The organism is Klenkia soli, from assembly GCF_900103975.1.
In the GTDB taxonomy this organism is placed as follows: Bacteria; Actinomycetota; Actinomycetes; order Mycobacteriales; family Geodermatophilaceae; genus Klenkia; species Klenkia soli.
This window is the reverse complement of record NZ_FNIR01000005.1, coordinates 133,878-159,263: the sequence shown is the minus strand read 5'-3', so window position 1 is coordinate 159,263 and position 25,386 is coordinate 133,878. Positions and strand designations below refer to the sequence as shown.

Genomic DNA, 25,386 nt, shown 5'->3' with positions numbered 1-25,386 from the left:
GCTCGGCGTCCTCGCGGGCGAACAAGCGGGGCGAGCCGCCGCCGAGCCCGGAGCCGTTGCCGGCGCCGGTGCTGGACAGCCACACCCACCTCGACATCGCCGTGGGCGGTGAGGACCGGCTGCCCGACGAGCACGAGGTGGACGCCGAGATCGCCGCCGCGGCCGCGGTCGGGGTGACCCGGCTGGTGCAGGTGGGCGTCGACGTCGCCAGCTCGCAGTGGTCGGCGGCGCTGGCCGCCCGGCACCCGTCGGTGCTCGCCGCGGTCGCCGTGCACCCCAACGAGGCCGGGGCCGGCGCGGCGACCCCGGAGGCGCTGGCCGAGATCGACCGGTTGGCGGCGCTGCCGCGGGTGCGGGCGGTGGGGGAGACCGGTCTGGACCGCTTCCGCACGGGCCCCGAGGGCTGGGCTGCCCAGGAGGCGTCCTTCCGCGGGCACATCGCCGTGGCGAAGCGGCACGGGATCGCGCTGGTCATCCACGACCGGGACGCCCACCAGGAGGTGCTGCGGGTCCTGGACGACGAGGGCCTGCCCGAGCACACCGTGTTCCACTGCTTCTCCGGCGACGCCGCGTTCGCGCGGCAGTGCCTGGACCGGGGGGCGGTGCTCTCCTTCGCCGGCACGCTGACCTTCGGCAACGCCGGCTACCTGCGCGAGGCCGCGGCCCTGGCGCCGCTGGACCAGCTGCTGGTCGAGACCGACAGCCCCTTCCTCACCCCGGCGCCCCACCGCGGCCGCCCCAACAGCAGCCGCCTGGTCCCGCACACCGTGCGCGCCCTCGCCGAGGTCACCGGCACCGACCTCGAGCAGCTCTGCCACCAACTCACGGCAACCGCAGAACGCGTCTTCGGCCCCTGGCACGACTGAGCGGAACGCTCGCCCCCAACCACGGCGATCGGGGACGGCACCTGCTGAGCCGCGTTGCGCGCACGAGGAGCGGGGGCCCGGAGGGTCCCCCGAGGAGTGCTCGCGGGGCTCCACGCAGCCGGGGACGGCCGTTGGCCGCGGCCGGAGCGCGGAGCGCGACATCAGACACAGCGCCGCGTCGTCCGAAGGACCACAATCAACACCGTGGGTCGCCTCATCGCCGTCGTGCTGTTCATCGCCGTGATGGTGCCGTCGGGTCTGCTGGCCCGGGGGTGGGCCCAGGCCTCGGACCGCCGGCTGGTGGCCGGCGGGTCGGTGGAGCTGGTGCCGCCGTCCGAGGCCGGTGCCGCGGTGCTGGCCCGGCAGGCTCGGCACGGGCGGCGGGTCCGGCAGCTGGGCTTCGTGCTGGGGCTGGTGCTGATCGGGATCAGCGTGGCGATGTTCGCCGAGGCGTCGGTGTTCCTGTGGCTGCCGGCGCTGGTGGTGGGGTTGCTGGCCGGGGTGCTGCTGGCCGAGGCGACGCGTCCGCGGCCGCGGTGGGCCGCGGGGTCACGGCGTCCCCGGCGCGGGGAGCAGATCTCGCCCTGGCTCTTGTGGTCGATGCGGGTGGCCGTGGTGGGCGAGCTGGTGGTGGCCTGGACGCTGTGGTCGGCCGGCTCGCTGGACCGCGGCGTGGCCGTGGTCGCGCTGGTGGCGCCGGGGGCGGCGTGGGTGCTGGCCGAGGTGGCCCTGCTGCGGGTGGTCGCGCGACCGCTGGCGGCCGAGGGCGCCGACGTCCCGGTGGACGAGGCGCTGCGCACGTGGACGGCGCACCTGGTGTGCGCGGCGGCGAGCGTGCTCGCGCTGGTGCCGCTGGGGGCCTCGTTGCTGGTGGCCGGGGTCGACCTGGGTGACCGGGTGACCGACGGGGTGGACCTGGTGCCGGTGGCGCTGGTGGCGGGCGGGTTCTCGGCCATCACCGCCGGGTTGGCGGTGGCCTTCTTCCTGGTGACCTGGTTGCGCCCGGTCCGGCACGCGGCCCCGGCCCTGGCGGGCTGACCCAGGTCACACCGTGACGCTGGTCACGTGGCACACGGTCCCGTCGTACGGGGCCGGATAGGGCATTTGTGACGCGTGGTGTCGGCGTGGCTACTCCATGTCGACTGATCGACCTGATCAGATGTCTCCAGCACTGCCGTTGGACGCAACTCGTTCGTTATCGTGTCGTGACCGATCCCGTCGGGGTGGGGATGGACTTCCCCTGCCCGGGCCCCTGTGACCCGTGGATGTGCCGTGCACCGAACGCTCAAGCTCTCGCTCTTCGCCCTGGTACTCGTGGGCCTCGTGGGTGGTTCCACCGCCTACGTCCTGGCCCAGAAGTCGGTGACGCTCACCGTCGACGGCCAGTCCCGCGAGATCAGCACCTACGCCGCGACCGCGGGTGAGGTCCTCTCCGACGAGGACATCGACGTCGCCGCCGACGACGTCGTCCTCCCGTCGGCCGACAGCGCGGTCGACGACGGCGACACCGTCGTCCTCAACCGGGCCCGCCCCCTCGAGCTGACCGTGGACGGCGTGACGACCAGCGTGACGACGACGGCGCTGTCGGTCGACGAGGCGCTGGACCAGCTCGGCTACCGCGGTGACGGCCTGGTGCTCAGCGCCTCCCGCAGCGAGCGCCTCCCGCTGGACGGCATGGCCCTGCAGGTCACCACCCCGAAGACGGTCACGGTCATCGCCGACGGCGTCACCCGCGAGGTCACCACCACGGCCGGCACCGCCGGCGACCTGCTGACCGAGCAGGGCCTGACCCTGTCGGCGACCGACCGCACCAGCCTCTACCCGACCGCGCCGCTGATGGACCGCATGGTGCTGCAGGTCTGGCGGGTGCAGGTCAGCGAGGTCACCGAGACGCAGGCCGTCGACTACCAGACCGTCGAGACGCAGGACCCGAACTCCCCCGAGGGCACCCGCACGGTGACCACCGAGGGCGTCGAGGGCCAGCAGGCGACCACCTACACCGTCACGGTGACCGACGGCGTCGAGACCAGCCGGGTGCCCGGCGCGGTCACCGTCACCCAGGCCCCGGTCGACGAGCAGGTCTCCGTGGGCACCCAGCCCGCGCCCGTGGCGGCGGCGACGTCGGGCGGCAACACCGGCGCCTCGGCGCCGGCCTCGACCAGCGGCCTCGACTGGGACGCCCTCGCGCAGTGCGAGGCCGGCGGCAACTGGGCCATCAACACCGGCAACGGCTACTACGGCGGGCTGCAGTACAACATCTCGACGTGGAACGCCTACGGCGGCGCGGAGTTCGCCTCCCGTCCCGACCTGGCCACCCGGGAGCAGCAGATCGCCGTGGGTGAGCGGACCTACGCCGCCCGCGGTGCCTCGCCGTGGCCGTCCTGCGGCAAGCGTCTCTGATGGAGGACCTCACCGCCCCCCACCGCTCGCGAGCTGGCGGCGGACCCGTGCGGCGAGGCCTTACCTGAGCGCCGTCCCCGACGGCACGGACGGATTGCTGGGCCCGGCTGCGATCCGCAGCCTGGCCCAGCAGCTCGACCTGCGTCCGACCAAGCAGCTCGGGCAGAACTTCCTGCACGACGCGAACACCATCCGGCGCATCGTGCGCACCGCGGAGCTGCGCGCCGACGACGTGGTCTGCGAGATCGGCCCCGGCCTCGGTTCGCTGACCCTGGGCCTGCTGCCCGCCGCCCGGCGGGTCGTGGCCGTCGAGATCGACCCCCGCCTGGCCGACCAGCTGCCCCGCACCGTCGCGGAGCGCACCCCCGCGCTGGCCGACCGGTTGACCGTGGTCACCGCCGACGCCCTGCGGATCACCGAGCTGCCCGGACCGGCACCCACCGCGCTGGTGGCCAACCTGCCCTACAACATCTCGGTGCCGGTGCTTCTGCACCTCCTCGAGCAGTTCCCCACCATCCGCACGGCCCTGGTGCTGGTCCAGCTCGAGGTGGCCGACCGGCTGGCTGCGGCGCCGGGCAGCGACGCCTACGGGGTGCCCAGCGTGAAGGCGGCCTGGTACGCCGAGGTCCGCCGGGCGGGCGCGGTCGGGCGTCCGGTGTTCTGGCCGGTGCCCAACGTCGACTCGGGGCTGGTCCGGCTCACCCGGCGCGAGGCCCCGTCCGGCGACCGGCGGGCCACCTTCGCGGCCGTCGACGCCGCGTTCGCCACCCGACGCAAGGGGCTGCGGGCCGCCCTCGCCGGGTGGGCGGGCAGCCCGGCCGCCGCCGAGACCCGGCTGCGCGCCGCCGGCATCGACCCGACCTGGCGCGGCGAGCGGCTCTCGGTCCTCGACTTCGCCCGGTTGGCGGCCACCGAACCCGTCCCGGCAGGCTGAGGGCATGCCGCACGCGACCTCGGGGGGGCCCGGCCGGATCGCCGGTGACGGCTCGGTCACCGCGCACGCGCCGGCCAAGATCAACGTGCACCTGGCGGTCGGCCCGCTGCGGTCCGACGGGTTCCACGAGCTGACCACCGTCTACCTGGCCGTGTCGCTGCTGGACTCCGTCACGGCCTGGCCCGACGACGGGCTCTCGGTCACCGTGACGGGGGAGGGGGCCGACGGCGCCGTCCCCACCGACTCCCGCAACCTGGTCTGGCAGGCCGCCGAGCTGCTGGCCCGGCACGCCGGGGTGCGGGCCGATGCGGCCCTGCACATCGACAAGTCGATCCCGGCCGCCGCCGGGTTGGCCGGGGGGTCGGCCGACGCCGCGGCGACGCTGGTCGCGCTGGACGCGCTCTGGGGCACCCGCTGCACCCGCGGGCAGCTGGCCCGGTTGGCCGCGCAGCTGGGCAGCGACGTCCCGTTCAGCCTGGTCGGCGGTGTGGCGCTGGGCACCGGTCGCGGCGAGGAGCTCTCGCCGTCGCTGTCCCGCCGCCGCACCGACTGGGTGCTGGGCATCGCCGGGGCCGGGTTGTCGACCCCGACGGTCTACCGGGAGCTGGACCGGCTGCGCGCCGTGGGTCGGCTCCCGGGCGGGTCCACCGCCGGCCCGCCCGACGACGTGCTGACCTACCTGCGCGACGGCCCCGACGCGACCCTGTCCGGCCTCCTGGCCAACGACCTGCAGGCCCCCGCCCTGGAGCTGCGTCCCGAGCTGCGGGCCGGCCTGGCGGCGATGACCGGCGCCGGTGCCCTGGGGGCCGTCGTCAGCGGCTCCGGACCGACCGTCGTCGGACTGGCCGAGGACGCCGACGCGGCCACGGCCACCGCCGGGGCGTTGTCCGACGGGGGCGCCTTCCGGGCCGTCCGCACCGTCCACGGCCCCGTCCCCGGCGCACGCCTGGCCGGCTGACCGGTCCCCGTGCTCGCCCTGCCCGGTCGCGCGCCCTAGGCTCGGAGCCGCCTCCGGCGTGGCCGGGGGCGGTGGGGGATGGGGTAATCGGCAGCCCGCCGGCCTTTGGAGCCGTGCAGTCTCGGTTCGAGTCCGAGTCCCCCAGCTCGATCCCGTCGTCGTCCTGGGGAGTACACGTTGGCCGTACCGCCGTCCGTCACCGCCGTCGTCGTCCTGGCGGCGGGCCAGGGCACCCGCATGCGCTCCCGCACCCCCAAGGTGCTCCACGCGATCGGGGGCCGCAGCATGCTCGGCCACGTGCTCGCCGCGGCCGCCCCGCTGGGCGCCGCCCGCACGGTGGTCGTGGTCGGCTCCGGTCGCGACCAGGTCGAGGCGCACCTGGCCGGCATCGCCCCCGACGCCCGCTCGGTGGTGCAGGAGCAGCAGAACGGCTCGGGGCACGCCGCGGCGATCGCCCTGGAGGCCACCGCCGACCTGACCGGTCCGGTGCTGATCGTCAACGGCGACGCCCCCCTCCTGCGCACCAGCACGATCCAGGCGCTGGTCGAGGCGCACCGGTCGGCCGGGGACCTGCTGACCGTGCTCACCGCGTCGGTCGACGACCCCACCGGGCTGGGCCGCATCGTGCGCGACGGCGCGGGCCGGGTGACCGCCATCGTCGAGGAGCGGGACGCCACCCCCGAGCAGCGGACCATCACCGAGGTCAACGCCGGGGTGTACGTCGGCGACGGCGCCGCCGTCCGCGCCGCCCTCGGCCGGGTCGGCGCGGCCAACGACCAGGGCGAGCAGTACCTGACCGACGTCCTGGGCCTGCTGGTCGGCGACGGCGAGCAGGTCGGCGGGCACCGGGCGGACGACGCCGACGACACCCTCGGCTGCAACGACCGCCGCGAGCTGGCCGCCCGTCGCCGCACGCTCAACGACCGGGTGCTCGACGACCTGATGCGTGCCGGGGTCACCGTCGTCGACCCGCAGACCACCTGGGTCGACGTCACCGTCGAGGTCGGTGCCGACACCGTCCTGCACCCGGGCACGCAGCTGCTCGGCGCCACCGTGGTCGCCGGAGGTGCCGTCGTGGGCCCGGACAGCACGCTCACCGACACCGAGGTGGGGGAGGGCGCCCGGGTCGTGCGCACCCACGCCGAGCTCGCCGTCGTCGGCCCCGACGTCCAGGTGGGGCCCTTCGCCTACCTGCGGCCGGGCACCCGGCTGGCCCGCGGGTCCAAGGTCGGCACGTTCGTCGAGACCAAGAACGCCTCGCTCGGCGAGGGGTCGAAGATCCCGCACCTGTCCTACGTCGGCGACGCCACGATCGGCGAGGGCACCAACATCGGTGCCGCCACCGTCTTCGTGAACTACGACGGCGTCGCGAAGCACCACACGACCATCGGCGACCACGCCCGGACCGGCGCGGACAACATGTTCGTCGCACCGGTCACGGTCGGGGACGGCGCCTACACCGCGGCCGGGTCGGTGATCACCACCGACGTCCCGCCGGGGGCCATGGGTGTGGCCCGGGCCACGCAGCGCAATGTGACAGGGTGGGTGGGACGCCGCCGCCCCGGTACGGCCGCCGCCGCAGCCGCGGAGGCCGCCGCCGGCCGCGGCACCGACGAGCAGCAGGGGTCGCCCGCATGAGCGCCATCACCCAGACGCCCACCAAGAGCCTGATGCTCTTCAGCGGCCGCGCCTACCCGGAGCTGGCCGACGAGATCGGCGGCTACCTGGGGGTCGCGCCGACGCCCACCTCGAGCTACGAGTTCGCCAACGGCGAGCTCTACGTCCGGTTCGAGGAGTCCGTCCGCGGCTCGGACGCGTTCATCGTGCAGAGCCACACCTCGCCGATCAACACCTGGTTGATGGAGTCGCTGCTCATGGTCGACGCCGCCAAGCGCGCCTCGGCCAAGCGCATCACCGTCGTCGCACCGTTCTTCCCCTACGCGCGGCAGGACAAGAAGCACCGCGGCCGCGAGCCCATCTCCGCCCGCCTGGTCGCCGACCTGTTCAAGACCGCCGGCGCCGACCGGCTCATGTCCGTCGACCTGCACACCGCCCAGGTGCAGGGCTTCTTCGACGGCCCCGTCGACCACCTCTTCGCCATGGACCTCCTCATCGACGAGGTCAAGCGCAAGTGGGGCGACCGCGACCTCACCGTCGTGTCGCCGGACTCCGGTCGGGTCCGGGTGTCCGAGCGCTGGTCGGACAAGCTCGGCGGCACCCCGCTGGCCTTCATCCACAAGACCCGCGACATGACCCGGCCCAACGAGGTCGTCGCCAACCGCGTCGTCGGCGACGTCCGCGGCCGGGTCTGCATCCTGGTCGACGACATGATCGACACCGGCGGCACCATCGTGAAGGCGGCCGAGACGCTGTTCGCCGAAGGTGCGGCCGACGTCGTCATCGCGGCCACCCACGGCGTCCTCTCGGGGCCCGCCGTCGACCGGCTCAAGAACAGCCGGGCCGCCGAGGTGCTGATCACCAACACGCTGCCGGTGCCGCCCGAGCGCCAGTTCGACAAGCTCACCGTGCTCTCCATCGCCCCCCTGCTGGCCCGCGCCATCAAGGAGGTCTTCGAGGACGGCAGCGTGACCAGCCTCTTCGACGGCGCGAGCTGAGCGGTACCTGATGTCGCGCTCCGCGCTCCCACCGCGTCCAGGAGCCGTCCCCCGGGTGCGTTGAGCCCTCCCTTCGGTTCCTCGGGGGAGGGACTCGTGCCTCGCCCCTCCCCGCTCGTCGCCGACTGTCCGGGTCGGGTAGCCTTCTCCTGTTGCCCGGCGAGGGAGCTCTTGCTCCGTGATCGACGTGCGTGTGCCTGCTGCAGGTGTGCCGCGCGTCCCGCCGGCCCGCACACCGTCTAGCTAGGAGCACACCACCGTGGCCGACTTCCGCCTCGCCGCCGAGACCCGCACCGAGTTCGGCAAGGGCAGTGCCCGCCGCACCCGCCGCGCCGGCCGCATCCCCGCCGTCCTGTACGGGCACGGCCAGGACGTCCAGCACCTGTCCCTGCCGGCCCGCGAGTTCGCCGCGGCGCTGCGCAACGGCGGCACCAACGTGCTGCTGACCGTGACCCTCGAGGGCACCGAGCACCTGGCCCTCACCAAGGCCGTCCAGCGCGACCCGCTGACCCGCGTCCACGAGCACGTCGACCTGCTCGTCGTCCGTCGCGGCGAGAAGGTCACCGTCGACGTCCCGATCGTCGTCACCGGCGACGTCGCCCCCGAGACGATCATCAACTTCGAGCTGAACACCGTCTCCATCGAGGTGCCGGCCACGTCGATCCCCGAGAACATCGAGGTCGACGTCACCGGCCGCGCGGCCGGCGAGGGCTTCTCCGCCGCCGACCTGACGCTGCCCGAGGGTGCCGAGCTGCTCACCGACCCCGAGGCCCAGGTCATCGGCTTCCTGGCCGCCCCGACCGCCGAGGCCCTCGAGGCCGAGCTCGAGGCCGCCGAGGCCGAGGCCGGCATCGAGCGCGACGAGTCCGACGAGGAGGCTGCCGAGGCGGCCTCCGAGGACTCCGCCGAGGAGGGCGACTCCTCCTCCGACGAGTCCTGACCGAGAGCACGACCCGCAGGGGCGCCGGCACCGCCGGCGCCCCTGCGGCGTCTCCGCAGCCCCCGGCGCAGCCGTCCGAGGGGCCGTTCCTGGTCGTCGGCCTCGGCAACCCCGGGCCGGGGTACGCCGGCAACCGGCACAACGTGGGGGCCATGGTGCTCGCGGAGCTCGCGGCGCGGGCGGGGGCGAAGCTGTCGCCGGGCAAGGGGCCGCGGTCGCGCTCGCTGTCCGGCGACGGCCGGCTGGCCGGCCGGCGGGTCGTCCTCGCCCAGCCCACCACCTACATGAACGAGTCCGGTGGCCCCGTCCAGGGTCTGCTGGGGTACCACTCGATCGCCCCGACCGAGCTGGTCGTGCTGCACGACGAGCTGGACCTGGACTTCGACGTCGTCCGGCTCAAGCGCGGCGGCGGGGAGGGTGGGCACAACGGCCTGCGGTCGATCTCCCGGTCCACCGGCACGAAGGACTACCTGCGGGTGCGGGTCGGCATCGGTCGCCCGCCCGGTCGGCAGGACCCGGCGGACTTCGTGCTCAAGGACTTCTCGGCCACCGAGCGGAAGACCCTGGAGCTGCTCGTCGGCGAGGCGGCCGACGCCGCGGAGCTGCTGCTGGAGAAGGGTCTCGAGGCGGCCCAGAACGTGGTCCACCCCCGCAGCTGACGACGCCGTCCCCCGATCGTGATGGACCTCACGGGCTCGGGTCGCCCGATCGGTGGGGACCGCGCCCTGACGTGTTGACTCTCCGTCACCGACGCGACAGGCTCCTCGGGTCGGCAGAACGGGTCGAGGGGACCGTGACTTCGGGCTCGACCGGTCGTTGGGGGAGATGTGACGAGGGCGCACGCGTCGGCAGACCCAGGTGGCGGCGAGGAGCAGGGGCCGTCGGCCGCTCGTGGCCGGCATCCCGCAGGTAGCCGATTGGTCACGCAGAGTGATGCTCTGGTCCGGTCCGCGCGGGAGGCCAAGGCCGCCGAGGTCGCCGCGGCCGCCGAGCTGGCCGCCGAGGCCGCGGTGTCGGGGCTGGACGAGGACTCCGTGGTCGGTCCGGGGTCCGTCCGCCCCCTGCGGACCATCCGCCCGGTCCCGCCCGTCCGGTCACCCCGCACCGCCCGCGCGGCCCCGGTGCCCGACGCCGCGCCGGCGACGGCGGTGCCGCCCGCAGCTCTCGACCTGCCCCGCTACGACCCGCTGACCGCCCGACGGCGGCCCACCCCCGAGTGGCTGGTGCAGCACACGACCCTCCTGGTGGCCGGCGACCTGGCCGCCGGCCTGGGCTCCGCGGCAGCGGTCGTCGCCGTCGACGGCGGCGTGCGCTGGCCGGTGCTGGTGGGCCTCGCCTGGCCGCTGGTGGTCGCGCTGTGCGGCGGCTACGCCGAGCGGCGGGCCGGCTCCGGGTCGGCGGAGTTCCAGCGGGTGGCCCTCGCCGGGCTGGCCACGGTCGCGGTGCTGGCGGTGCTGCAGGCCCTGCAGCCCACCCCCGTGGTGGGCTGGGCGGTGCTCGTGGGCGTGCCGGCCGTGGTCGCCTGGACCGTGCTGGCGCGGGGATGGGCCCGGCGCAGGCTGCACGCCCGGCGTCGTGCCGGTGCGATGGCGAAGCGGGTCGTGCTGGTCGGCCGGCAGGTCGCCGTGGCCGACCTCGCCCGCAGGCTCGCCCGGGACCCCGCCAGCGGGCTGCGCGTGATCGGGGCCTGCGTCCCGCGGCCCGGGGGGAGCGGCGGTGAGGTGGCGCCCGGTGTCCCGGTCCTCGGTGGTCTCGACGACGCCGTCGCCGTCCTGGAGAACGTGCGGGCGGACGCCGTCGTCGTGGCCTCGGCCAGCGAGACGGCGGCCGAGTACCTGCGGGAGCTGACCTGGCGGCTCGAGGGCACCAACGTCGAGCTGCTGGTGGCCCCCGGCCTCATCGAGGTGGCCCCGGCCCGGCTGCACGTCCGGCCGACCAGCAGCGTGCCGCTGCTGCACGTCCGGGAGCCCGAGTTCCGCGGCCGGCGTCGACTGGCGAAGGCGACCTTCGACCGAGCAGCAGCCGGTCTGGCCCTCCTGGTCGGGGGGCCGGTGCTGCTGCTCCTCGCCCTGGCGGTGAAGGTGGACAGCCGGGGGCCGGTCTTCTACCGCCACCGTCGGATCGGCCGTCGCGGTGAGCCGTTCGAGCTGCTCAAGTTCCGCAGCATGGCCGTGGGCGCCGATGCCGGGATCAGTGCCCTGGCCGGTCAGAACCAGGGCAACGAGGTGCAGTTCAAGCTGCACCGCGATCCCCGGGTGACCCGGGTGGGTGCCCTGATCCGGCGGTTGTCCCTCGACGAGCTGCCGCAGCTGATCAACGTGCTGCGGGGCGAGATGTCCATCGTGGGACCGCGGCCGCACGTGACCCGCGAGGTCGACCAGTACGGCGCCGACATGCACCGGCGGTTGCTGGTCAAGCCCGGCATGACCGGCCTGTGGCAGGTGAGCGGACGGTCCGACCTCGACTGGGACGAGTCCGTGGAGCTCGACGTCCGCTACGTCGAGAACTGGTCCCTGTCGCTGGACCTGGCCATCCTGCGCCGGACGTTCTCGGCGGTCGTGTCCGGCTCCGGCGCCTACTGAGCCGCCGGGCCGCCGGTCGCCCCGGCCCGGCGTGCGGCGGAGCCGTCCTCGCCGCCGACCAGGCGGGCCGCGTCGTGCGTGAGGGGCTCGGCCACCGGGGGAGCCGGGGTCCAGGTCTGCCGGCGGCGCACCGCGGCCGGGTCGAGCACCTCGGCCGGCGGGGCGCCGGCCGGTCCTCCCGAGGCCCGGGTGGCCGCGAAGAACAGCTCCTCGAAGTACCGCTTGGCCTGCAGCTGCGACAGGCTGGCCACGGCGAGGTTGACCGACAGCACGGTCAGGACGACGGCCCACCCCTCGGCACCCAGCGCGCCGGTGGCGATGAGCACGAGGGCCGCGACGCCCAGCACCAGGGCCGGAGCCAGCGGGAACCAGAACGGGCGGAAGAGGTAGGTCATCACGAGGGTCTTCGCGGTGACCCACCGGCTGCGGCGGGACATGAGCTGGGTCCGGCCGGCCCGCTCGCTCAACCCGGACCAGTCCAGGGTCGCGGGGACCTCGACGATGCGGGCCCGGAGCACCTCGGCCTTGTAGATGATCTCGACGTTGATGTCGACGTCGGAGGCCTTGAGCGACAAGGACCGCAGGAAGCCGCCGTCGTAGAGGCGGACCATGCCGGTGAGCGTGCGGATGTCCTGCTGGGAGGTCAGCGAGAGCAGCCGGTTGGCGATGCGGCTGCGGCGCTCCAGGGTGCGCGGCACGTCGACGGTGCGGCCGCCGGGCATGTACGGGGAGGCGATGACGACGTCGGCACGGGTGTCGACCCAGGCGGCGACGAGTGCCAGGGCGTCGCGGACGGAGTAGCTGAGGTCGGCGTCGAGCACCAGGACGATGTCGCCGCGGGTGCGGCCGAAGGCCGTGCGCAGCGCACCGCCCAGCCCGGCGTTGCGCAGGTGCCGGACCACCACCGTCTCCAGCGGCAGCTCGGCCGCGGCGGCCGCCACCTGCTGCAGCGTGCCGTCGGTCGACCCGTCGTCGACGACGACGATCTCCCACTCGAAGTCGGGGTAGGCCTGGGTGACGGCAGCACCGACCTCGGCCAACGAGGCCGCGATGACCGCCTCCTCGTTGAAGGCGGGGACGACCACACTCGCGCGCACCATCTGTCTGCTCTCCACGGGATCGGCTGTCGGGCACAGCTTGCCCGACGGTGGCGGTCTTGCGTCGATCCGCGGCGCGCCTCTCCCCCCTCGGGGGTGCAGGACGGGGGACGGCCGGTCGGCACGGCGTCCCGGTGTGTGAGGCTGGGTGCGGCCAGCGGCGAGGGGGAGCACGGATGAGCGCGGACCGGTCGACCGGCCGATCGTCTGCCGGGCGCCGCGCGTCGGACGCCGTCCGCGGTGCGGCGCAGCGGATCGCCGCCCCGGCGGTGAGCCTGCCGTTCTCCGCCCTGGTCGCCGTCGTGACGGTCGTGCTGCACGTGCACAACGCGGCCGGGGCGCAGCAGCCGCCGCCCTTCGGGTGGTTCCACTTCGCCGACTTCCGCGACACCGTGTGGCTGCCGACGCGCGACCTGCTGGCCGGTCACGACCCCTACGACCTCCCGGCCTACCTGGACCGGAACCCCGGCGCGCAGGAGTTCCCCCTCTACGCACCCGTGGTGCTGCTGCTGGGGCTGGTCTTCGCCCCCCTCCCGCTCTGGGCGGCGATGGCCGTGTGGGCGGTCGTGCTCGTGGCGGCGCTCGCGCTCGTCGCGAGGGTGGGGCTGCGCCTCGCCGGGGCCCCGGTCGGGATCGGGCCGGTCGCCCTGGTCGTCGCGCTGCTGGTCCTGACCCCGCCCGGGCGCCAGGCCCTGTCCAGCGGCCAGTTCGCCATCCCGGCGGCCGCGGCCTGCCTGGTGGCGATGTCGACCGACCGGCGGTGGGTGGGCGCGGCCGCCGTCGCCGTGGCGCTGGTCAAGCCGCAGGTCGGCATCCCGCTGCTGGGCGTCCTGCTGGTGCTGGGTCGGTGGCGGGCCGTCCGGGACGGCTGCCTGCTGGCGGTCGCCGCCTCCCTGCCCGTGGCCGCCGTCCTGGTCGTGCGCTCCGGTGGGGTGCTGCCGTGGGTCCGCACGCTCAGCGACAACCTCGACCAGTCGTTCTCCTCGCCCGCCACCTCGGCCAGCCGTTCGGGCAGCACCCGCGTGGACGTCGCCGGGCTGCTGTCCCGGCTGGGGGTCGACCTGTCGACCACGGGGACGGCGGTGCTGACGCTGGTCGTGCTCGCGGTCACCCTCGTGGTGCTCCGCGCGGTGGTGCGGCGCGACGGGGGGACCGGGCTGCCCGTGGTCTGCGCCGCGACGGGTGCGTTGGTGCTGGCCGCCCCCACCGAGCTCTACGCCTACGTGGTGGCCGTGCCGGCCGTGCTCCTGGGCCTGGCGGTGCTGACCGGGGCCGGCGATCGGCGGCGAGCCGCGCCGGGCCTCCTCCTCCTGGTGCCCTTCCTGCACGCGACGACGGCGGTGCGGGCCGTCGGCCTGCCGGAGCTGACCGTCCTCAACACCACGGCGATCGCGCTGGGGGCGGTCGTGCTGCCGCTCCTGGTGCGACCGGGTGGCCAGCCCGCCGGAGGGCGGGCCCTGTCCTGGTCCCGGGGCGTGGCGGCCCGGGACGCGCCGGCGGACTAGCCTGGGTCGCGGCCCCTCCGCACCGGTTCGGAGCGTGCGGCCGCCGAGACCTCCAGGAGTTCCCCCCGTGACGCTGCGCGGCGTGCTCGACGTCGTCCTGACCGACCCCGGCGTGGCCCGTGTGGTGGAGCGGGCCGGCGCCGCCGACCTCGCCGTGACCGCGCCGCCGACCGTCCAGCCCCTCGTCGCCGCCGCGCTGGCCGCCCCGGCGCCGGGCGCGGACGTCCCGGTGCTGGTCGTGACGGCGGGGGAGCGGGATGCCGACGCGACCGCCGCCCTGCTGCGCTGCTTCGTCCCCGACCGCCGGGTCGAGGTCTTCCCGGCCTGGGAGACGCTCCCGCACGAGCGGTTGTCCCCGCGCGCGGACACCGTCGGCCGGCGGCTCGCCGTGCTGCGCGACCTGACCCACCCCGAGGCGGCCACCGGCCGCATCGACGTGCTGGTCGCCCCGATCCGCAGCCTGCTGCAGCCGCTGGCCCCCGGCCTGGGTGACCTGGTCCCGGTCGAGCTGAGGGCCGGCGACGCCGCCGAGCTCGAGGTGATCAGCAAGCAGCTGGCCGACATGGCCTACACCCGGGTGGAGCTGGTGGAGAAGCGCGGGGAGTTCGCCGTCCGCGGTGGGCTGCTCGACGTCTTCCCGCCGACCGAGCCGCACCCGGTCCGCGTGGAGTTCTGGGGTGACGAGGTCGACGAGCTGCGCTACTTCTCCGCCGCCGACCAGCGGTCGCTGGACGAGCGGCCCGAGCGGCTGTGGGCACCGCCGTGCCGCGAGCTGCTGCTCACCCCCGAGGTCCGGGAGCGGGCCCGCGCGCTGGCCGTCGAGCACCCCGAGCTGGCCGAGGTCACCGACAAGCTGGCCGAGGGCATCGCCGTCGAGGGCATGGAGGCGCTGATCCCGGCGCTGATCGGTGCCGCCCGCATGGAGCTGCTCACCGACCTGGTGCCGCGCGGTACCCACGTGCTGGTCTGCGACCCCGAGCGGGTCCGCAGCCGCGCCGCGGACCTGGTGCGCACCGCCGAGGAGTTCCTCGCCGCCTCCTGGCAGACCGCAGCCGAGGCCGGGCAGGCGCCGATCGACCTGGGCGCCTCGTCCTTCCGCGACCTCGAGGACGTCGCCGACGACGCCCGCGGCCGCGGGCTCCCCTGGTGGACCACCGGCCAGTTCACCCTGGCCACCGAGGACGACGACACCCACGTCACCCTCGACGCGACCGGGGTGGACCGGTTCCACGGCGACTCCGACGCCGCAGCCGCCCGCCTGCGGGAGTGGGCCCACGACGACTGGCGGGTGGTGCTCACCTTCGCCGGCCCGGGCCCCGCCCAGCGGGCGGCCGACCAGCTCACCGAGGCCGACCTGGGCGTCCGGCTGGTGCCCGACATCGCCGCGCCGCAGGACAGCGGCCTGACCTACGTCACCCAGGGCAACCTGGAGGCGGGGTTCGCCCTGCCCGGCGTGAAGCTCGCGCTGATCACCGAGCACGACCTCACCGGCCAGCGCGGCACCTCGATGCGCGACGCCACCAAGATGCCCGCCCGGCGGCGCAACGCGGTCGACCTGGTCCAGCTGCAGCCCGGTGACCTCGTCGTCCACGAGCAGCACGGCGTGGGCCGCTACCTGGAGATGGTCAGCCGCACCGTGCACGGCGGGCAGCGCGACTACCTGATCGTCGAGTACGCCCCGGGCAAGCGGAACCAGCCGCCGGACCGGCTCTTCGTCCCGACCGACGCGCTGGACCAGCTGACCCGCTACGTGGGCGGCGAGGCGCCCGCGCTGTCCAAGCTGGGTGGTGCCGACTGGACCAAGACGAAGGCCCAGGCCCGCAAGGCGGTCAAGCAGATCGCCGCCGAGCTGATCCGGCTGTACTCCGCCCGGATGGCGAGCAAGGGCCACGCCTTCGGCCCGGACACCGTCTGGCAGCGCGAGCTCGAGGACGCCTTCCCCTTCCAGGAGACCCCCGACCAGCTGGCCGCCATCGACGAGGTCAAGGCCGACATGGCCCAGCCGGTGCCGATGGACCGGATCATCTGCGGCGACGTCGGCTACGGCAAGACCGAGATCGCCATCCGCGCCGCGTTCAAGGCGGTGCAGGACGGCAAGCAGGTCGGCGTCCTGGTGCCGACCACCCTGCTGGCCAACCAGCACTTCAAGACCTTCTCCGAGCGCATGGCCCAGTTCCCGGTCACCGTCGCGGTGCTGTCCCGGTTCCAGTCGGCCACCGAGTCCGCCGAGACGCTGCGCAAGCTCGCCGACGGCGAGGTCGACGTCCTGGTCGGCACGCACCGCCTGCTGCAGCCGACCACCCGGTTCAAGGACCTCGGGCTGGTGATCGTCGACGAGGAGCAGCGCTTCGGCGTCGAGCACAAGGAGTACCTGAAGTCCATGCGGACGGCGGTCGACGTCCTCTCGATGTCGGCCACCCCGATCCCGCGCACGCTGGAGATGAGCCTGACCGGCATCCGCGAGATGTCGACCATCCTCACCCCGCCCGAGGAGCGGCACCCGGTGCTGACCTACGTCGGGGCGTGGGAGGACAAGCAGATGGCCGCGGCCATCCGCCGCGAGCTGCTGCGCGACGGCCAGGTCTTCGTCATCCACAACCGGGTGCAGTCCATCGACAAGGCCGCGGCCACCATCCGCCGACTGGTGCCCGAGGCCCGGGTGGCCGTGGGCCACGGGCAGATGAAGGAGCACGAGCTCGAGAAGATCATGGTCGGCTTCTGGGAGAAGGAGTACGACGTCCTGGTCGCGACCACGATCGTCGAGTCCGGCCTGGACATCCCCAACGCCAACACCCTGATCGTCGACCGCGCCGACACCTTCGGCCTCTCGCAGCTGCACCAGATCCGCGGGCGCGTCGGCCGTGGGCGCGAGCGGGCCTACGCCTACTTCACCTACGACCCCAACCGCCCGCTCACCGAGACCTCGGTCGACCGGCTGACCACCATCGCGAACAACACCGACCTCGGCGCCGGCATGGCCGTGGCGATGAAGGACCTCGAGATCCGCGGGTCGGGCAACCTCCTGGGCGGCGAGCAGTCCGGGCACATCGCCGGGGTCGGCTTCGACCTGTACGTCCGGTTGGTCGGCGAGGCGGTCAGCGACTACCGGTCGCAGGCGACGGGGGAGTCCCCGGCGGTGGAGCCGGCCGACGTGCGCGTCGACCTGCCGGTCGACGCGCACCTGCCGCACGACTACGTGCCCGGGGAGCGGCTGCGCATGGAGGCCTACCGCAAGGTCGCCTCCGTCCAGGACGACGACCAGGCCCAGGCCGTGCTCGACGAGCTCACCGACCGCTACGGACCCGCCCCGGCGCCGGTGCTGAACCTGCTGGCCGTGGCCCGGTTCCGCGCGGCCATGCGCGGGTTGGGCATCACCGAGGTGTCGATGGCCGGCCGCAACGTGCGGCTGAGCCCGGTGGACCTGCGGGAGAGCCAGCAGATGAAGCTCAGCCGGCTGGCCGAGGGCGCCACGTACAAGTCGGCCGGCAACCTGGTGTCGATCAAGGTGCCGGTCGGCCCGGACCGCCGCACCCCGCTGCGCGACGTCGCCCTGCTGGAGAAGCTGCACGCCCTGATGACCTCGGTGGTGGCGCAGCCGGTCGCGGCGTCGGCCTGACCCCTCCAGGGGAGACCGGCCCGCCGCAGCGGCCTCCCGGGCCGGCCCGGCACTAGGGTCGTCCGAGGTCTCGCGACGGAGGTGGTCAGCAGGTGGCAGGGGAGTCCCCGACCCGCACGGTCGTGGTGGGCGGCGGCATGCTCGGCGCATCGGTGGCCGGGGCGCTGGCCGCGGCCGGACGCGAGGTCACCCTGCTGGAGGCCGCGCCGTCGCTGGGCGGGCTGGCCTCGGCGTGGCAGCTGGCGACCCCGGACGGGCCGGTGGTCTGGGACCGCTTCTACCACGTGGTCCTGGAGCAGGACACCCGCGTGCGGGCCCTGCTGGCCGAGCTGGAGCTGGCCGACAGCCTCGCCTTCCGCGCGGTGGGCAGCGAGCTGCTGGCCGGCGGCCGGGTGCTGCCGATGAGCTCGGTGGTCGACTTCTTCGCGCTGCCCGGGCTGACCGTGGTCGCCAAGCTGCGCATCCTGGCCACGATGGCCGTGGGTGCCCTGACGGCGGGCCGACCGTCCGCCCGACGGATCACCACCGCGCGCTGGCTGACCCGCTGGTCCGGCACGCAGGCCGCCGAGACCCTCTGGGCCCCGCTGCTGAGGGCCAAGCTCGGCGTGCACGCCGACGCCGCCAGCTCGGTGTTCATCCGGTCGACGTTCGCCCGGCTGGTCCGGGCCCGGTTGGCCGGTGGGTCGGGCGACCGGTTCGGCCAGGTCACGGGGGGCTACGCCACCGTCCTGGGCCGGTTGGCCGACCGGCTCCGGGACCGGGGCGTCGAGGTCGCCACCTCCGCGCGCGTCGCCGCCGTCGTCCCCGGGGAGGCCACCCGCTGGACCGTGCGGCTGGCCGACGGCGACGAGCACGCCGCCGACGACGTGGTGCTGTGCACCCCGGGCCCTGCGGCCGCCGCCCTCGCCCCGCTGCCCCCCGCGCTCACCGCCCAGCTGGCCGCCATCCCGTACCTGGGCTGCGTGTGCGTGTCGGTGCTGCTGCGCCGGCAGCTGACCGGCGGGTACCTGACCTACGTCACCGACGAGACCCCGTACACGGCGGTCGTGGAGATGACCAACCTGGTCGGCCCGGCCGAGACCGGCGGTCTGCACCTGGTCTACCTCCCGCGCTACGTCGCCCCCGACGACCCGCTGTTCGACGAGGACCCCGAGGTCGTCGCCGAGCGCTTCGTCGCCGACCTCGTGACCCGGTACCCCGACCTGCAGGCGGCCGACGTGGTCACCGCCCGCACGGCCGCGGCGCGCTACGTCATGCCGGTGCCGACGCCGTCCCACCCGGGTGCACCGGCCGTGGAGACCGGTGTCCCCGGGCTCTACCTGGCCAGCAGCGCCCAGGTCACCAGCGGCACCCTCAACGTCGAGACCACCCTGCGCCTGGCCGAGGAGGCCGTCGCCGTGATCACCCGAGAGGACACGCCATGACCCGCCAGGGCAGCGTCAGCCTGGACGCCGACAACCTGTGGTCCTACCTGAAGACCCACGGCGACAGCACGTGGGAGGCGCGCCCCAGCTACCTCGACGCACTCCGCCCGCGCCTGCTCGACCTGTACGGCCGGCACGGGATCACCGGCACCGTCTTCGTCGTCGGGCACGACGCCGCGAAGGAGGACGGTCAGCGGTTGGTGTCGGAGATGGCCGCCGCCGGGCACGAGGTCGCCAACCACTCCTACGAGCACGAGCCGTGGCTGCACCTCTACGACCGGGGGCAGCTGGAGGCGGAGCTCGACCGCACCGAGCAGGCGGTGGTCGACGCCGGGGCGCCGCGGCCGGTGGGGTTCCGCGGTCCCGGGTACAGCCTGAGCCCCGAGCTGCTGGAGCTGCTGGCCGAGCGCGGCTACGAGTACGACGCCACCACGCTGCCCACCTGGATCGGCCCGCTGGCCCGCGCCTACTACTTCAAGACCTCCCAGCTGCCGGCCGAGGAGCTCGACCAGCGCGTCGCCCTGTTCGGGTCGGCGTCGGAGGTGCTCCGGCCGGTCAAGCCCTACCGCTGGGACGTGCGCGGACCGGCGTCGGCGGCCGGGTTGGCCGAGCTGCCGGTCACCACGATGCCGCTGGCCCGAGTGCCGGTGCACGCCAGCTACGTGCTGCACGCCCACTCGGTCAACCCCCGCCTGGCGAAGCTGATGGTGGCCGCCGCGGTCCGGGCCTGCCTGCTCACCGGCACCGCCCCCAGCCTGCTGCTGCACCCGTTGGACCTGCTCGACGCCGCGGACGCCCCCGGCCTGGAGTTCTTCCCCGGCATGCAGATCCCGGCTGCCGAGAAGGCCCGGGTGCTGGACCACCTGCTGCGGTCGCTGACGAAGCACTGGACGCTCGGCCAGACGCGGGCGCACGCCGCCGCGCTGCCCGTGGGTGGCACGGTGCTCGGGCACGACACGGCCGGACCGGGGTCCACCAGCTCCCGGGTGCGCGCGCTGCTCCGCCGCTGACGGGGTCAGCGACCGCCGGCGCCGAACACCTCGCGCACCGTCAGCAGGATGATCTTCACGTCGAGCCACAGCGACCAGTTGGCGATGTAGTAGTTGTCGAAGCGGGCGCGGTCGTCGATCGAGGTGTCGCCCCGCAGCCCGTTGACCTGGGCCAGGCCGGTCAGCCCCACCGGGACCCGGTGCCGGGCCCAGTACCGGGCGTGCTCCACCGCGAAGGCCGCGGCGAAGCCCGGTCGCTCGGGTCGGGGACCGACCAGGCTCATGTCCCCGCGGACGATGTTCCACAGCTGGGGGAGCTCGTCGACCGAGGTCCGCCGCAGGACGCGGCCCACCGGGCCCAGCCGGGGGTCGTCGGCGATGGTCCAGGTCTGCTGGGACTCCGCCTCGTCGACCGGCCGCAGGCTGCGGAACTTGTAGATGTCGAACGGTCGGCCGTCCAGGCCGACCCGTTCCTGCCGGAAGATGATCGGCCGGCCCCCCTCGGCCAGGACGCCGAGGGCCGCCAGCAGCAGGACGGGGGACAGCACGGCGAGGGCGGTGGCCGCGACCAGCAGGTCGAACCCGCGCTTGGCCCACCAGGTGGGACGCCGGCCGGGGTCGCCGTGGAAGCGGATGAGCGGGTAGCCGCGCAGCCGCTCGACGTCGGGCCCGTCGTGGTGCAGCTCGTAGAGCCGGGGGACTACCAGCAGGCCGGTGCCGTTGCGGGTGCCCTCGATCACCGCGTCGATCAGCTTCGCCTCGCGGTCGGAGCTGAAGGCCATGACGACGGTCTGCACGCCGTACTGCTCGATGATGCCGGCCAGGTCCGCCACGGAGGTGCCCAGCACCGGCAGGGGAGGGGACGCCCCCAGGGGTGCGCCGTCGAGGAAACCGACCGGCCGGAGCCCGAACTCCGGGTGCTCGAGCATCGTGGTGGCCAACTCCACGCCGACGTGCCCGGCACCCAGCACGAGGGTGCGCTCGCCGATGCCCCAGTGCCGGCGGACCCAGCGCCCGGTCGAGAGGACCAGGACGTGCAGGACCGACGTGGCGAGCAGGAAGGCCGCCGCGGACCAGCCCACCCGCGGGACGACGTCGGTGCCGGGGACGAGCCAGTGCCCGGCCGCGACACCGACGAGGGAGGCCAGCGCGGTGGAGGTCAGCGCACGGGGGACGTCGTCCAGGAACGACAGCCGCAGCCGGACCCGGTACAGCCGCGCACCGAGCCGGAGGGCCACCACGGCCACGGCGAACGCGGCGACGTCCGTGCTGTGCCCGGCGGCGACCAGCACGGCGGCCGCCGTGAGGACGTCCGCCGCCGCCAGGGCGAGGGACACCCCGGACACGCGGTCCAGCCAGCTCGGGGCGAGCCTCGTCGCCGCGGCAGGGCCGCTGGCGGAGGTGGTCACGGTCACGGACGCGTCCTCGCAGGGTTGGGGGGGTCGGCTGTGGCATGGTCGGCAGGTCGAGCCGCGGAGCGGAGCCGAGCACGGGTCCGGGTCACCAGGATGGGGGATGGCATGTCGTCAGGTACGGCGGTGGTGGTCGGCACCCGTCCGGAGGCCGTGAAGCTGGCCTACGTCGCCCGCGCGCTGGGTGACCGGGCGGTCGTCGTGCACACCGGCCAGCACTACGACGCGACCCTGTGGGCCGACGTCGTCGGCGACCTGCCGATGCCGCCCATCGCGCACCACATCGCCGTCGGCGGGCGCAGCCGGGGCGAGCAGATCGGGCGCGCCACCGAGCTGCTGACCCGCCTCCTGATCGAGCACCCGGTGCGCGCCGTGGTGGTGCAGGGCGACACCAACTCCACCCTGGCCGGGGCGTTGGCGGCCAACGCCACGGGCACGCCGCTGGTGCACGTCGAGGCCGGCCTGCGCAGCGACGACCGGTCGATGCCCGAGGAGAGCAACCGGTTGCTCGTCGACCGCATCTCGGACCTGTGCTGCGTGCCGATCGCGGCCAACGCCGCCCGCCTGGAGCGGGAGGGGGTGGCGGCCGACCGCATCGAGGTCACGGGGAACACCCTGGCGGATGCGCTCAGCGATCTCGTCCCGCGGACGGGTGAGGCCGACACCCTCCTGGGGGGCCTGGGGCTCGAGCGCGGTGGTTTCGCGCTGGCCACCGTGCACCGGGCCAGCAACGTGGACGACCGGCGGACCCTCGCGGCGCTGGCCGACGGGCTGGCCGCCCTCGCCCGCAGGGTGACCGTCGTGCTGCCGCTGCACCCGCACACCCGCGCCCGGCTGGCTGAGTTCGACCTGACCGACCGGCTGGCCGGCGTGCGCACCGTCGACCCGGTGGGTCCACGCCAGTTCCTGGCGCTCGAGGCCGCCGCCGGGCTCCTGGTCAGCGACTCCGGGGGCGTGCAGGAGGAGGCCTGCCTGCTCCGTCGTCCCCTCGTCGTGCTGCGCAACAGCACCGAGCGCCCCGAGCTGCTCGACGGGTGGTGCCGCCTGCTGGGCGACGCCGACCCGGTCGGGGTGCTCGAGCAGGCCTGGGCGGACGTCCCCTCGTGGACCGCGGACCTGGCGGTGCGCCCCCTGCCCTACGGCACCGACAGCGCGAGCGCGCGGATCGTCGCCGAGATCGACCGCCGGTGGCCGGTGCCCCGGTGATCCTCGGCGTGGTGGCCCTCGCGGTCGCCGTGCTCTGCTACGGCGTCGCCGGCTCCCGGCTCAGCGCCGGGGCGCAGGAGGCTGGTCCGGTGCTCCGGTCGGCGTCCTGGTGGACCGGCACGGCCCTGCAGGGCGGCGGGTTCCTGCTGGCCTTCGTGGCCCGGCGCGACCTGCCGCTGCTCGTCGTCCAGTCCGCGGTCGTGGCCGCCCTCGCCGTCACCGCCGTGCTGCAGCAGGTCGCCGGCGTCCGACGGTTCTCGCGCATCGACGCCCTCGCCCTCGTCGGGACCGTGGCCGGGCTGGCGCTCCTGGGGGCGGCGACCGTGCCCGGCCCGGCAGGTGGGCGGGAGTCGACGGTCCTGGTCTGGTCGGCCGGTCTGGCGGTGGTCACCGCGGCGGGTCTGCTGCTGCCGCCCCGGGCCTGGCTGCTGGGCGTGCTGGCCGGCGTCGGCTTCTCCGTGGCAGCGGTGGGTGCCCGCACGGTCGTCTCGCGGCTGCCCGCCGACTGGTGGCGGTTCTGGGACCTGCCGGCGCTCGTGTGGGTGGTCGGGGCGGTCACGGCGGCCGGTCTGCTGCTGGGCCAGGCGCACCTCACCCGGGGCCTGGCGGCGGCACCGGCCGTGCCCGTGCTGGCCACGATGTACGTCACCAGCACCGTGGTGCCGGCCGCCTTGGGGCACTGGTTGCTCGACGAGCGGATGCGGGCTGGCTGGGGTCCGGTCGCCGTCGTCGGGTGCGGCCTGGCGCTGGCCGGTGCGCTGCAGCTCCTGCGCGGGGAGCGGACCGACGGCCGGCTCAGCCCGGCGGGCGGCGGGCCACGAACGTGACCAGGTCGTCCAGCGGGTAGGGCACCGGCACCCGGCTGGTCAGCGGCACGGCCCGCTGCAGGGCCCGGCCGACCGCGGCCGGTGCCGAGGACGCGAGCTGACCGAGCACCGTGGCCAGGCTCACCGACTTCGGGCTCCGCCGCCAGGACACCGGTTCCAACCCGGCCCCCCGGACGAGCCGCGCCCCGCTGGGCGGGTCCAGCAGCCACAGGACCGAGGGCGCGGTCAGCTGCTGCCACCCCGCCCCGGCGGCCCGCGCCGTGCGGCTGGACAGGTCCCACGTCTCGCACACCAGCCAGCCACCGGGGCGGAGCAGCTCCGCGGCCCGGGCCAGGTCGGCCACCGGGTCGGGGACGTGCTCGAGGGACTGGAAGAAGGTCACCACGTCGACCGACCCCGGGGTGCGGTCGACCTCATCCAGCGTCGGGACGACGGTCAGCCCGCGGCCGCGTGCGCGCTCGGCGGCCCAGCGCGAGGGCTCGACGGCCACGGGGTCCCACCCGCGTGCCGCGGCGACGGACGCGAGGTGCCCGGTGGCGGCGCCGACGTCGACCAGCACCGGCCGGCCGACGGGGGCGCCGGCGTGCCGATCCACCCGGTCGAGCCGGCGCTGCGCCGTGCGGCGGTGGACCCGGGCATCGGCCTCGTAGTCCTGGTAGCCACCGCGCGCGCCCCCGGCGACGAAGTAGTCCTCGTCGTAGACGGCGGCCAGCGCCGTCGGCGCCGGCAGCGGGTCGATGCGGCCCAACCCGCACCCGGTGCACCGGACGTAGCCGTGGCCGCTGGTGTCGCGATCACGCAGCAGGGTCGTGCCGGTCGCCCCGCAGGACGGGCACCGCTCGTCAGCGGTCATCGATCCACGGCCGGGGTCGTGAGCACCGTGCCAGCCATCGGGTGGACCACCTCTTCCTCTTCTGCGGCGAGCCTAGGGCCGGGGGCCGGCCGGCAGGACGCCCCTCGCTCGTCCGGGGTGGCCCGCTGCGCCGTGGATCACACCCGGGCGTGAGAAGGTCACCCCGTGCGCCGACGTCCGATCCTGTCCCTGCTGGTCCTGGGCCTGGCCGTGGTGGGCTCCACCGCCCTGGCCGGCTGCCGCACGTCCCCGGACGTCGCGGCCTACGTCGGCGACGAGCAGGTCGGGGTCACCCAGCTGCAGGCCGCCGTCGCCGAGCGGCTGGCCGACGACGACGTCGCCACCTACGCGGCCGGGCTGGACGACGGCGGGTTCGCCCGGCAGGTGCTCAACCTGATGATCGGCGAGCGGGTCTACGACGCCGTCGAGGAGCGCTACGGCATCACCGTCACCGACGCCGACGTGGCCGCCCGTCTCGAGGAGCTGCTGGCAGGGGAGGACCAGGACGCCCTGTTCGCCCAGCTCGCCCAGCAGCAGGGCCTGGTGCCCGACGACGCCCGCGAGATCATCCGCGAGCTGCTGGTCCGCGAGGAGCTGGCGCAGGAGCAGGGTCTCGCCGACCTCACCGACGCCGGCATCCAGGCGGCCTACGAGGACGCGAAGACCTCGGGGCAGCAGTTCGACCTGGGCTACATCACCGTCCCCGACCAGGCGACCGCCGACGCCGTGGCCGCCCAGCTGCGCGCCGACCCGTCGAGCTACGCCACCCTGGCCGGCCAGTACGCCGGCACCTACACCCTCACCACCCCGCAGCTGCGCACGGCGGACCAGCTGCCCTCGGTGCTCGCCCAGCCGGTGCAGGCCACCCTGCCCGAGGGCGTGTTCACCGTCGCGGTCGCCGAGACCGGTGGCGTGGTGGTCGGCCAGGTCGGGCTCCCGACGCTCGACGACCTGCGGGCCGACCTCACCAGCCAGGCACGGCAGGACGCCTCCGACGCCGCCCAGCCGGTGGTCGACGACCTCGAGTCCGGGCTCGACGTCACGGTCAACCCGCGCTACGGCTCCCTGGAGGACGGGTCGGTGGTGGCCGGCGACGGCGGCGTGGTGCAGATCCTGTCCGGCGGGGGGACGACCGACGGGTCCGCTGCCGGAGACTGATCGG

General features: G+C 74.9%; 20 protein-coding genes and 1 tRNA gene. 18 read left to right on the top strand and 3 right to left on the bottom strand.

What is annotated here, in order from left to right:
• Window positions 1-56: 56 nt before the first annotated feature.
• The 11 genes from BLS67_RS09330 to BLS67_RS09280 all read left to right on the top strand — a co-directional run bounded on the left by BLS67_RS09330 (window position 57) and on the right by BLS67_RS09280 (window position 11,295).
• A complete protein-coding gene (locus BLS67_RS09330; protein ID WP_242653949.1) occupies window positions 57-866 on the top strand; it encodes a TatD family hydrolase in 810 nt (269 codons plus the stop codon).
• 204 nt (window positions 867-1,070) lie between these two features.
• Window positions 1,071-1,904 (top strand): hypothetical protein, encoded by an 834-nt coding sequence (locus tag BLS67_RS09325; RefSeq protein WP_091243685.1) that lies wholly within the window; start codon window positions 1,071-1,073, stop codon window positions 1,902-1,904.
• Window positions 1,905-2,138: 234 nt separating this feature from the next.
• A complete protein-coding gene (locus BLS67_RS24720; RefSeq protein ID WP_091243682.1) occupies window positions 2,139-3,266 on the top strand; it encodes a resuscitation-promoting factor in 1,128 nt (375 codons plus the stop codon).
• Between the two features lie 94 nt (window positions 3,267-3,360).
• Window positions 3,361-4,200 (top strand): 16S rRNA (adenine(1518)-N(6)/adenine(1519)-N(6))-dimethyltransferase RsmA, encoded by an 840-nt coding sequence (gene rsmA / locus BLS67_RS09315; protein ID WP_242653948.1) that lies wholly within the window; start codon window positions 3,361-3,363, stop codon window positions 4,198-4,200.
• Window positions 4,201-4,204: 4 nt separating this feature from the next.
• Complete coding sequence (locus BLS67_RS09310) at window positions 4,205-5,158, top strand: 4-(cytidine 5'-diphospho)-2-C-methyl-D-erythritol kinase (protein WP_091243677.1); 954 nt, start codon at window positions 4,205-4,207, stop codon at window positions 5,156-5,158.
• A gap of 72 nt (window positions 5,159-5,230) precedes the next feature.
• Window positions 5,231-5,303, top strand: a tRNA-Gln gene (locus BLS67_RS09305).
• 32 nt (window positions 5,304-5,335) lie between these two features.
• Complete coding sequence (glmU, locus tag BLS67_RS09300) at window positions 5,336-6,796, top strand: bifunctional UDP-N-acetylglucosamine diphosphorylase/glucosamine-1-phosphate N-acetyltransferase GlmU (RefSeq protein ID WP_242653947.1); 1,461 nt, start codon at window positions 5,336-5,338, stop codon at window positions 6,794-6,796.
• A complete protein-coding gene (locus BLS67_RS09295; RefSeq protein ID WP_091243673.1) occupies window positions 6,793-7,773 on the top strand; it encodes a ribose-phosphate diphosphokinase in 981 nt (326 codons plus the stop codon). The genes glmU and BLS67_RS09295 overlap by 4 nt, the downstream gene beginning before the upstream one ends.
• A 259-nt stretch (window positions 7,774-8,032) precedes the next feature.
• The gene (locus BLS67_RS09290) at window positions 8,033-8,713 is read left to right on the top strand and encodes a 50S ribosomal protein L25/general stress protein Ctc (protein ID WP_091243670.1); all 681 of its coding nucleotides are present in this window, start codon (window positions 8,033-8,035) and stop codon (window positions 8,711-8,713) included.
• An 89-nt stretch (window positions 8,714-8,802) separates the two neighbouring features.
• A complete protein-coding gene (gene pth / locus BLS67_RS09285; protein WP_091243662.1) occupies window positions 8,803-9,372 on the top strand; it encodes an aminoacyl-tRNA hydrolase in 570 nt (189 codons plus the stop codon).
• Between the two features lie 258 nt (window positions 9,373-9,630).
• A complete protein-coding gene (locus BLS67_RS09280) occupies window positions 9,631-11,295 on the top strand; it encodes a sugar transferase (protein WP_165617534.1) in 1,665 nt (554 codons plus the stop codon).
• Here BLS67_RS09280 and BLS67_RS09275 read toward each other — a convergent pair.
• Window positions 11,289-12,392, bottom strand: a complete 1,104-nt coding sequence (locus BLS67_RS09275; protein ID WP_165617533.1) for a glycosyltransferase family 2 protein — start codon at window positions 12,390-12,392, stop codon at window positions 11,289-11,291. The two genes, BLS67_RS09280 and BLS67_RS09275, sit on opposite strands and share 7 nt — an antisense overlap.
• 176 nt (window positions 12,393-12,568) lie before the next feature.
• Between BLS67_RS09275 and BLS67_RS09270 the strand changes: the two genes are divergently transcribed.
• From BLS67_RS09270 to BLS67_RS09255, 4 genes are all read left to right on the top strand, one after another.
• Complete coding sequence (locus BLS67_RS09270) at window positions 12,569-13,897, top strand: glycosyltransferase 87 family protein (protein ID WP_091243650.1); 1,329 nt, start codon at window positions 12,569-12,571, stop codon at window positions 13,895-13,897.
• Between the two features lie 67 nt (window positions 13,898-13,964).
• Entirely contained in the window at window positions 13,965-17,513 is a 3,549-nt protein-coding gene (gene mfd / locus BLS67_RS09265) for a transcription-repair coupling factor (RefSeq protein WP_091243647.1), read from the top strand.
• Window positions 17,514-17,605: 92 nt separating this feature from the next.
• The gene (locus tag BLS67_RS09260) at window positions 17,606-18,937 is read left to right on the top strand and encodes an FAD-dependent oxidoreductase (protein WP_091243644.1); all 1,332 of its coding nucleotides are present in this window, start codon (window positions 17,606-17,608) and stop codon (window positions 18,935-18,937) included.
• The gene (locus BLS67_RS09255; protein ID WP_091243620.1) at window positions 18,934-19,947 is read left to right on the top strand and encodes a polysaccharide deacetylase family protein; all 1,014 of its coding nucleotides are present in this window, start codon (window positions 18,934-18,936) and stop codon (window positions 19,945-19,947) included. Before BLS67_RS09260 ends, BLS67_RS09255 begins: the two co-directional genes overlap by 4 nt.
• Window positions 19,948-19,952: 5 nt before the next feature.
• Here the strand turns inward: BLS67_RS09255 and BLS67_RS09250 are convergent, their stop codons facing one another.
• Window positions 19,953-21,341: a sugar transferase gene (locus tag BLS67_RS09250; protein WP_165617532.1), complete on the bottom strand. Its 1,389-nt coding sequence runs from the start codon at window positions 21,339-21,341 to the stop codon at window positions 19,953-19,955.
• Between the two features lie 105 nt (window positions 21,342-21,446).
• On the opposite strand from BLS67_RS09250, the gene wecB reads away from it, so the two are divergent.
• Window positions 21,447-22,544: a non-hydrolyzing UDP-N-acetylglucosamine 2-epimerase gene (gene wecB / locus BLS67_RS09245; RefSeq protein WP_091243613.1), complete on the top strand. Its 1,098-nt coding sequence runs from the start codon at window positions 21,447-21,449 to the stop codon at window positions 22,542-22,544.
• Entirely contained in the window at window positions 22,526-23,371 is an 846-nt protein-coding gene (locus BLS67_RS09240) for a hypothetical protein (RefSeq protein WP_207500438.1), read from the top strand. The genes wecB and BLS67_RS09240 overlap by 19 nt, the downstream gene beginning before the upstream one ends.
• Here BLS67_RS09240 and BLS67_RS09235 read toward each other — a convergent pair.
• Window positions 23,340-24,224 (bottom strand): class I SAM-dependent methyltransferase, encoded by an 885-nt coding sequence (locus tag BLS67_RS09235; RefSeq protein WP_091243609.1) that lies wholly within the window; start codon window positions 24,222-24,224, stop codon window positions 23,340-23,342. The genes BLS67_RS09240 and BLS67_RS09235 overlap by 32 nt on opposite strands.
• A 165-nt stretch (window positions 24,225-24,389) precedes the next feature.
• On the opposite strand from BLS67_RS09235, the gene BLS67_RS09230 reads away from it, so the two are divergent.
• Entirely contained in the window at window positions 24,390-25,382 is a 993-nt protein-coding gene (locus BLS67_RS09230; RefSeq protein ID WP_091243604.1) for a SurA N-terminal domain-containing protein, read from the top strand.
• The last annotated feature ends 4 nt before the right edge of the window (window positions 25,383-25,386 follow it).